The sequence below is a fragment of the Lysinibacillus sp. NPDC093210 genome, from assembly GCF_044753985.1.
GTDB lineage: Bacteria > Bacillota > Bacilli > Bacillales_A > Planococcaceae > Lysinibacillus.
Genome location: NZ_JBIVOE010000003.1, coordinates 137,203 through 146,303, shown reverse-complemented (window position 1 = coordinate 146,303; position 9,101 = coordinate 137,203). Strand labels below are relative to the sequence as shown.

Below are 9,101 nucleotides of genomic sequence, written 5' to 3'. Positions count from 1 at the left end.
AGTATAGTCGTCTGCTTCCATCATTAAATAGATTTAGAAGTCTACTGCTGTTGATTTCCGTTGCGGGTGGACGCTTTCCGCGGGCATAGCGTAAGCCGCACCCCTCGCTAATGCGCGGCGTGTTGCGTCTTACGTGCTGTGCTGTTCCCGCAGGAGTCTACGTGGATTTTTCCTTGCTCCGCGTAGCGGAAATCAATGGCAGTCGTCAACCTATTCATTTGCCCATTTAAACCATCTTGCATGACCATCTGGTTGATCGATTGTACGAATGGTTTTGATTTCTCCTTGTTGCAGAAAGTCCTGATGTAGCTGCAAATCAAATAAATTATTATAACAATGATAAAGTGGCCTTTCCAAACTAATTTTCTTTAAACGTTCGATTAAGGCATGCCTTAATTTAAGAGGAATTTGATTAGCTACATGGGTATGATAGATAACTATCATTGAATCTTGATCGATTTGCCTACTAATCTTTGCTAGACATTCTATTGCATCCCCCTTATAAAGTTGTACATCAAGCTGTTGTAAGATTGGAATAGCTGTATTTAAAAGTGTGCGTCGTTCATGATGTTCGGGCCAAATTAATGCTTGAAGCCATGCAACATCTTTTTCATTTGAAACGTCCATTGGATTTAAATCAATACCAATTCGTTGTGATACAACAAATTGCTGGGTAACGGAAGGTGGTAATGCATCCCCTATGTTCTCCGATGCTAAAACTAGTTTAGTAGGGGAATTACGAACTGACAACGTTTGGTTATAGCAGTAATTATATTGATCCATTGCAAGTTGTAGTCCTGCACTTGCTCCAATCTCAATAAAAGCTAATGGCATCCGATGCTTTTGATAAATTTCAGTCATCATCGGATAAAGATAAGTACAACGACGGATTTCGTTTGTTTGTACGAGCCATTTTTGAAGAATTGTCTTTACTTCATTTGCATGGGACAAAACAAACTTTTTAAAAAACGGATATACACTGTCTTGCGGCTTTGGTGTAGTCGTGAACGAAGGATAAAAATCCGCTAAGTCGTCATCCTTATACGTCAATAGCAAATAGTGTAAAGCAGCAAATAATAAATTAGGCACAGGCTGTCCGTTAGCAGCATCCTTTGCAATTAGCAATAATTCTTCATCATCTGCAATTTGATAGGCTAAATGTTCATAAAGTGGGCTTGAGTTTTTACATTCATTTTTTGCGAAAGAGCGGAACTGATTGCTTAATTTAGCTAACATTCTATTTCTCCCCTTTGTTTTAAAATGAACTATCTAGCCTTGAGTTTAGTATTGTTATACAATTTAGTAAATTAAATATATTTAATGAATTTAATTAAAATTTTTAATTGAAAAAGGTGAAGATGTGGAATATAAATGGTTAAAGTCTTTTATTGTTGCAGCAAAGTCTTGTAATTTTCGAATGGCTGCTGAAGAATTACATGTATCACAACCGAGTATTACCGTACATATTCATCAGTTAGAAGAGTTTCTGAATGTCTCATTATTTCATCGAGAGAAAAATCGCGTGCAATTAACGGAGGCAGGGCAGTTATTTTTAACGGAAGCGTTGCAAATTATGCATCAGTGGGAAAAAAGTATCGAGCGCTTTCAATTAGTGACGAAGGGAATTCAAGAAAAAATCATTATTGCGATGACACCGTTAATGGTGGAAACGATTTTACCCCATGTAATTTACCAGTTTATAAATGAACATCCGACAATTGAAATTTCAATTCTTGTAGAGGAATCATCCAAAATAGAGGAATTAATTCATAATGACAAAGCTCATGTAGGTATTTCTTTATTGCCAACACGCTATCGGCATTGGTGTCAAGAATTGCTAGTAGACAGTCCATTAGAATTGGTCATTCCACTTGATGCATTTGATGACGAAACAGGAACTTATATTGATTATGAAGAATTATTTCAAACATATACACTATTTACCCATCATCATCCAACTATTTGGGAGGATTTGTTACACCAAATTAATAATAAATATGTCTATTCAAAGCAAGTGTCGATTTCACAATCGTATGTTGTAAAACGATTAATCAAGGATGGTTTAGGTATGTCCTTTTTGCCTCGAATGATTGTTAGAAGAGAGAGAATGGAGGGGCGTTTTAATATTGTACCTTTTACTGAGTTTGAATTGCCTAGTGTCCCCGTTTACCTTTTTTACAAAGATTCCGTTCAAGTTCCGCAAGAATTATTGCAATTATTCATGACAAGGGACTATTTATAGAAAGGAGCGACTTTATAATGAAAATTGCAGTTATTGCGGATATTCACGGTAATAAGGATGCATTACAAGCTGTCCTTATGGATATTCACAGAAGGGGCATTGAAACAATCTATAATTTAGGGGATAGTTTGTATGGTCCGCTATTTCCGATAGAAACATATGATCTGCTAGTAGAGTCGAAGGTCAAAAGTATAATGGGAAATTGCGATAGAATGTTACTAGAAAACACAGCAAATCCAACAGTACATTATGTACAACACTTATTGGGGACAAACATCGACAATGGATAACAAATTTGCCTGCAGTAATAGAAACAGAGGATCTATTTTTTTGCCACGGTACACCTGCATGTGATGAAACATATATGTTAGAAAATATGGGCGCAAATGGCTCAACGTTGAAAAAATCTGAAGAAATTATGGAATATGCGCAGTATATTAAACAAGAAATTATCTTTTGTGCACATACCCATATTCCTAGAGTAGTCTACCTCCCACATAATAAAATAATTATTAACCCTGGCAGTGTCGGTCTCCCAGCTTATGAAGAGGCGTTCCCAATCTATCATAAAATGGAGTCAGGTTCGCCATTCGCTAATTACACAATTGTTAGCAAAGAACAAGAGCATTGGCTAATTGAGCAGGTACTTATTGACTATGACCGTCAAGGGGTTATCAACAAAAGTAAAGAAAATGGACGTTTGGATTGGACCTGTGCACTAGAAACTGGGAGAATGTAGTTAAAAGGAGTGGAGATTTTATGGTATTTTCATTGTTTAAGAAAAATAAAAAGCCTCAGCAAATGACCAATAGAGTTGAGTTTTGTATGACAAATTTATCGCTTGGTGCAGCTGATGCCTACGATGTGTTAGCAGAGCGATCAGATATAGAAATAGAAGAATCAGGTTGTACTTCCCACTGTGAAATTTGCGAGCAGGGCATTTTTGCAATTGTTAATGGCGAGATTATTACGGCATCTGACGCGCCTTCACTAGTACAAGCAGTTGAGGAAGAAATCAAGCAAAACCCGCTTTTTTAAAGGTAATAACACGTGAGCAATCGCCGATAGAAATGCATGAATCGCCGTAACACGTGAGCAATAGCCGATAGAACGCCTTAAATCGCCGATAACCCATGCCAAATCGCCGATAAAAACAAAAAAACGCTGATAGCTCAAAAGTTAACAAGCTATCAGCGTGTGTAGAAGTGCTTATAAGAGAAGTGAGTTACCAACCACGAACATATTGTACTGGCGGTTCGATTTTTTCGCCAAGTTCCTTTGCCGCATGGAGTGGCCAATAGGGATCTCGTAATAACACACGACCTAAGAAAATTAAGTCAGCGCGGTTATTTTGCAATATTTCTTCTGCATGCTGCGCTGTTGTAATTAGACCAACTGCACCAGTAGGTATATTTGCCCCATGTTTTATCGCTTCAGCATGTGGAACTTGATAGCCAGGGAACGGATGAATATGTGCCTGTACGACACCACCAGTTGAGACATCGACTAAATCTACGCCTTGTGATTTCATCCAACGACTAAAGACGATAAAGTCCTCCATTGTCGTGCCATCTTGTGCATAGTCTTCTGCAGAAACACGAACGAGTAAAGGGCCTTCCCAAACGCTTCGAATTGCATCAATTACTTGACGTAGCAAGCGATAGCGATTTTCCTGAGAACCACCGTATAGATCGCTTCGTTTATTTGTTGCTGGTGACAAAAATTCGCTAATTAAATAGCCGTGTGCACCGTGAATCTCAAGCACATCAAAACCTGCTTGACGGGCGCGAACAGCAGCTTTTTTAAAGGCTTCAATGACATAGTCAATATCGTCAAGTGTCATTTCAGACGGTGTTTTATAATCATCACTAAAAGCAATAGCTGAAGGACCGAAAATTTCACCATCTACAGTTGCTTTCCGTCCTGCATGGGCAAGCTGAATGCCTGTTTTAGCTCCGTAAGCTTGCATATTTGTTACTAATTGTTGTAAACCTTCGATATGCGCGTCATCCCAAATACCAAGGTCGTTACTAGAGATTCGCCCCTCGGGTACTACAGCAGTAGCCTCCAACAGTATTAATCCAATTTGTCCAGCGGCACGTGTTGCATAATGCACAAGGTGGAAAGGTGTAACAAACCCGTCATCCTTAGCAGAATACATACACATTGGGGCCATAACAATGCGGTTTTTTAACGATATCGTTTGTAATTGGTATGGTTCAAATAATTTAGTCAATGCAAAGCCCTCCTAATTCCTAGTTAATACCTCTATTTTGCATGGATTACTTACTTTTTGCAAGTGCGCGAGATCGAGCTTCAGCTTCTTTTATGCATGCTTCAATCGCTTCTTTAAATTGATATTGTTCGAGCGCTTTAATACCAGCTTCTGTTGTACCACCTGGACTCGTAACTTTTTTCCGAAGCACATCAGGCTCATCAACGGATTGCTTTAACATTTCAGCAGTACCTGCGAGGGTTTGTGTCATAAGTAATCTTACAATATCTTTTGAAAGCCCTACTTCGATTCCAACTCGTTCAAATGCTTCCATTAAATAATAAATATATGCAGGGCCACTGCCAGAAAGTGCTGTAACGGCATGCAACTGGTCTTCCTCAACTTCAATCACAGATCCAACAGCTTCTAATAATTGTAAAAACATTGTGCGTTGTGTCGCTGATACTTGCCCATTAAATGCAATCCCACTAGCAGACATACCAATTGTTGCAGAAGTATTCGGCATTACTCGAGCAACAGGGCGCAATCCTAACTGCTCTGTTATAGTGCTAATAGCAATCCCAGCTAAAATGGATAGAATCGCAGTTTGCTCTGTTATTTTTGATTTTAGTTCAAGCATTGCTTTAATGGCATCCTTTGGCTTTATCGCTAAAATGATAAGATCTGCTTGCTGATAGATAGTTTCTTCAAAATTACAATTGATGCCGTACGTGTCGTGTAAAAATTGTAAACGTTCCTTATCTGAGCGATTGGTGACATAAATTTCTTGTGCTTTAAATACATTTTGCTTAATCCAGCCTTGCATCAATGCTTCTGCCATCGAGCCTGCACCAATAAAAAGTATTTTTTTCATAGGAAAAACCTCCGATTCAAAATAAAAAAGCGCTCTCGTCCTTACATAGAAGGACGAAAACGCTATCGTTTCCGCGGTACCACCTTTGTTTGCCAATTGGCACAACTCTTAGCCCTTTTATCGCAAGGGGAACGGTTATGTTGTCATAACTGCTCAGAAGTAGGTTCTGTAATGGGAGTGGGTGATGTTACTTGCAGCAAATGTAACACTCTCTTGACACCTTCACCAACTACATACTTGGCTTCCTCAACGCACATAAATAATTTGATTATTCAAAATTATATTGATAATATGTCAAGCTGTCAACAGTAGGGGTGACTTAAGAAAGAAAAACTTGTAGAATAGATGAATCGGTATTCATTAGTTACGCAAAAAAAGGGGGAGACAGCTTTGTCGATACATAAAATAGAAATTCCAACACCCTATGAAGTAGGAGACGTCAATGCATTTGTTGTCAAAGGTGATGCATTAACAATATTTGATGTTGGTCCTAAAACAATGGAAGCTTATGATGCACTCAAATGGGGTATTCGAGCAGCTGGCTTTGATTTACGAGATATAGAACAGGTTGTATTAACCCATCACCATCCTGATCATGCGGGATGGGTTGACGCTTTTCCACATGCAGAAATTTTAGGCCATGCCTATAACGATAAATGGCTACGTCATGACGAAGAGTTTTTACGTTATCATGAGCAGTTTTACAGTGAGTGTTTGTTCGAACACGGCGTCCCACGAGAATATATTCAACAGAGTGTCCATGTTCGTCGAGAATTAGAGCTTGTTGGAGAACGACCATTGACACAAATTTTACATGATGGGGATGAAGTACCCGGGCATCCTGGTTTAAAGGCAATTGAAACATTAGGACATGCACAAAGTCATTTCATTTTTTGGGATGAAAAAACACATGATGTTATCGGCGGAGATTTATTGTTAGAAAAAATTACACCAAATCCATTAATCGAGCCACCTTTAGACCGTACACTAGGACGCCCGAAATCATTGTTGCAATATAATACATCGCTTGAAATATTACGTCAATTGCCTGTAAACATTATGTATACAGGGCATGGAGCAAATTTAGAAGACATACCATATTTAATTGATAAACGTCTTGAACGACAACATCATCAATCTATGAAGGTGTATGAGTTATTTGGTGGTGATGAGTTAACGGTTGTACAAATGACAAAACGTTTATATCCATCGATTTTTCAGCATCAGCTTGGCTTGACATTATCAAAAACACTTGGACATTTAGACTATTTAGAGGCAAAGAACCTAGTGGTTTCAAAGAAGAATAATGAAGGTGTCTATTTGTTTAAAAGAAAGTAGGTTTTATACATGAAAATGAATAAAAAGACAATCTTTGTAACAGGTGCAACGAGTGGAGTTGGCTTAAAAATAACCGAATTGTTAGTTGCACAAGGCCATATCGTGTATGCCACTGGGCGTAATGAAGTAGCTTTAAAAACATTACAACGTTTAGGAGCCAATGTTATACAAGCTGATTTAACTTCCCTAACAGCAATCGATGACGTATGTGCGCAGCTACCTATGCTTGATGTAGCCATTTTTTCTGCTGGGGTAGGGAAGTTCGCTATTGCACCGATGTTATCAGATGATGATATTACCGACATGGTGGAGCTTAATATTCGTGTTCCGATGTATTTAGCAAAGCGTATAGCGACTCGAATGATCGCGCGTGAGCAAGGGCAACTAATATTTATCGGTTCACAGGCTGGAAAGGTAGCGACACCTAAAGCAAGTGTTTATGCTGCGACAAAACATGCCATTGTCGGCTTTACAAATGGCCTGCGTATGGAGCTAGCTCCGTACAATATTAAAGTAACGGCGATTCATCCTGGACCAATTGATACTCCATTTTTAGATAAAGTAAATGATGAAAGTGGTTATCGAGAGTCCTTAGGTAGATTGTTATTAACACCAGAAGAGGTGGCACAAGCTACGGTAAAAACAATCGAACGACCAGTCCGAGAAGTGAACTTGCCACGAATGATGGGGTTGACGAGTAAACTATATGCATTAGCGCCAGCTACCATCGAATTTTTAGCAAAACCTTTATTCAATAAAAAATAAAATGAGTGCCAGTCACTCAAACAATTTATAAATATTCAAGCGAAAACTTACAGAAACTCCTACAGAAAAGTACGCTAGCTAAGTGCCAGTCACTCAAACAATTTATAAATATTCAGGTGAAAACCCACTAAGGCTACTGCGGATTTTGATATAACCGCAGAAAGCGAAGTGGGTTTTTTCGTTTTTAAAGTAGCGCCTTTTAATATCATATACATTCATCTAAATAGGAATAAGTCGTATTTTCGAGTGTAAATATTTACTGTTCGAATACTAGCGATAACTATTGCTATGGCAGACTTTTAACATTCTTCACAAAAGTACATTATTTTATAAAAATGCACTTGTATTTATTTTTATAACATGTTACTATTCGTGTATAAACTTTTAAGTGAGTGTATAAACATACATATCATATAGAGCAATTGGAGGCGCATTTCGTATGGCAAATAAAAAAGTAGTATTAGCATACTCAGGCGGTCTTGATACTTCTGTAGCAATTCCGTGGTTAAAAGAACAAGGTTGGGACGTAATTGCAGTTTGTCTAGACGTTGGTGAAGGTAAAGATCTTGAATTTGTGAAAAATAAAGCACTTCAAGTAGGTGCAATTGAATCTTATATGGTTGATGCAAAAGATGAATTCGCTGAACAATATGCACTGATTTCGTTACAGGCACATACTTGGTACGAACAAAAATACCCATTAGTATCAGCACTTTCTCGTCCATTAATTTCTAAAAAGTTAGTGGAAATCGCTAACCAAGTTGGTGCGGATGCAGTAGCTCACGGTTGCACAGGTAAAGGAAATGACCAAGTTCGTTTCGAAGTTTCAATTAAAGCATTAAATCCAGATTTAGAAGTTTTAGCACCTGTACGTGAGTGGGGCTGGAGCCGCGATGAAGAAATCGAATATGCAATGCAACATAATGTTCCGATTCCTGCAACATTAGATTCACCATTCTCGATTGACCAAAACTTATGGGGTCGTGCAAATGAAGCGGGCGTAATGGAAGATCCTTGGGTATCACCACCCGAAGAAGCTTATGGCTTAACGGTTTCTGTAGAAAACGCACCAAATGAAGCTGAATATGTAGAAATCGAATTTATTGCTGGTAAACCAGTATCATTAAACGGTAAAGAAATGAAGCTTGCTGATTTAATTCAAGAACTGAATGCAGTAGCAGGTGCACACGGTGTTGGACGTATCGACCATGTTGAAAACCGTTTAGTTGGTATTAAATCTCGTGAAGTATACGAAATTCCAGGTGCAAAAGTACTTTTAACTGCGCATAAGGAGCTTGAAGACTTAACGCTTGTAAAGGAATTAGCACACTTCAAACCAGTCATTGAGAAAAAATTATCTGAACTAATTTATGATGGTTTATGGTTCTCTCCTTTACGTGATGCATTACAAGCATTCCTTGCAGAATCACAACAATATGTAAATGGTACTGTACGTGTGAAACTTTATAAAGGTCATGCGATTGTAGAAGGACGTAAATCACCAAATTCACTATACAACGAAAAATTAGCAACATACTCTAAAGAAGACCAATTCAATCACGCATCAGCTGTAGGCTTCATCGAATTATGGGGTCTGCCAACAGTGGTTAACTCTTCAGTTAATAAAAAATAATTATTACATTAGGGTGTAGTGTAGCATGAACGCT

10 protein-coding genes are annotated in these 9,101 nt (G+C 38.3%); 7 read left to right on the top strand and 3 right to left on the bottom strand.

Going from position 1 to position 9,101, the window contains the following annotated elements; genetic code table 11:
- Window positions 1-210: 210 nt before the first annotated feature.
- Window positions 211-1,236, bottom strand: a complete 1,026-nt coding sequence (locus ACIP9C_RS09915) for a DUF2332 domain-containing protein (protein WP_401010138.1) — start codon at window positions 1,234-1,236, stop codon at window positions 211-213.
- A 124-nt stretch (window positions 1,237-1,360) separates the two neighbouring features.
- Here ACIP9C_RS09915 and ACIP9C_RS09910 point away from each other — a divergent pair, with 124 nt between their 5' ends.
- Genes ACIP9C_RS09910 through ACIP9C_RS09895 form a run of 4 tightly spaced genes read left to right on the top strand, consistent with a single transcriptional unit; the run spans window position 1,361 to window position 3,280 of the window.
- Window positions 1,361-2,242, top strand: coding sequence for a LysR family transcriptional regulator (locus tag ACIP9C_RS09910; protein WP_401010137.1), 882 nt, complete (start codon window positions 1,361-1,363; stop codon window positions 2,240-2,242).
- Window positions 2,243-2,259: 17 nt separating this feature from the next.
- Entirely contained in the window at window positions 2,260-2,532 is a 273-nt protein-coding gene (locus tag ACIP9C_RS09905) for a metallophosphoesterase family protein (protein WP_401010135.1), read from the top strand.
- Between the two features lie 5 nt (window positions 2,533-2,537).
- The gene (locus ACIP9C_RS09900; RefSeq protein WP_401010133.1) at window positions 2,538-2,981 is read left to right on the top strand and encodes a metallophosphoesterase family protein; all 444 of its coding nucleotides are present in this window, start codon (window positions 2,538-2,540) and stop codon (window positions 2,979-2,981) included.
- A 20-nt stretch (window positions 2,982-3,001) separates the two neighbouring features.
- Window positions 3,002-3,280, top strand: coding sequence for a YuzB family protein (locus ACIP9C_RS09895; protein ID WP_401010131.1), 279 nt, complete (start codon window positions 3,002-3,004; stop codon window positions 3,278-3,280).
- A gap of 187 nt (window positions 3,281-3,467) precedes the next feature.
- On the opposite strand, the gene namA is transcribed toward ACIP9C_RS09895, so the two are convergent.
- Together namA and proC are read right to left on the bottom strand one after the other, a co-directional pair.
- Entirely contained in the window at window positions 3,468-4,478 is a 1,011-nt protein-coding gene (gene namA, locus ACIP9C_RS09890; RefSeq protein ID WP_401010129.1) for an NADPH dehydrogenase NamA, read from the bottom strand.
- 46 nt (window positions 4,479-4,524) lie between these two features.
- A complete protein-coding gene (proC, locus tag ACIP9C_RS09885) occupies window positions 4,525-5,331 on the bottom strand; it encodes a pyrroline-5-carboxylate reductase (protein WP_401010127.1) in 807 nt (268 codons plus the stop codon).
- A 345-nt stretch (window positions 5,332-5,676) separates the two neighbouring features.
- Between proC and ACIP9C_RS09880 the strand changes: the two genes are divergently transcribed.
- The 3 genes from ACIP9C_RS09880 to ACIP9C_RS09870 all read left to right on the top strand — a co-directional run bounded on the left by ACIP9C_RS09880 (window position 5,677) and on the right by ACIP9C_RS09870 (window position 9,067).
- Window positions 5,677-6,669 carry an MBL fold metallo-hydrolase gene (locus ACIP9C_RS09880; RefSeq protein WP_401010125.1) on the top strand — a complete coding sequence of 331 codons (993 nt, stop codon included), beginning with the start codon at window positions 5,677-5,679 and terminating at the stop codon, window positions 6,667-6,669.
- A gap of 9 nt (window positions 6,670-6,678) precedes the next feature.
- Window positions 6,679-7,434 (top strand): SDR family NAD(P)-dependent oxidoreductase, encoded by a 756-nt coding sequence (locus ACIP9C_RS09875; RefSeq protein WP_401010123.1) that lies wholly within the window; start codon window positions 6,679-6,681, stop codon window positions 7,432-7,434.
- A gap of 439 nt (window positions 7,435-7,873) precedes the next feature.
- Window positions 7,874-9,067 (top strand): argininosuccinate synthase, encoded by a 1,194-nt coding sequence (locus tag ACIP9C_RS09870; protein ID WP_401010121.1) that lies wholly within the window; start codon window positions 7,874-7,876, stop codon window positions 9,065-9,067.
- Window positions 9,068-9,101 lie beyond the last annotated feature (34 nt).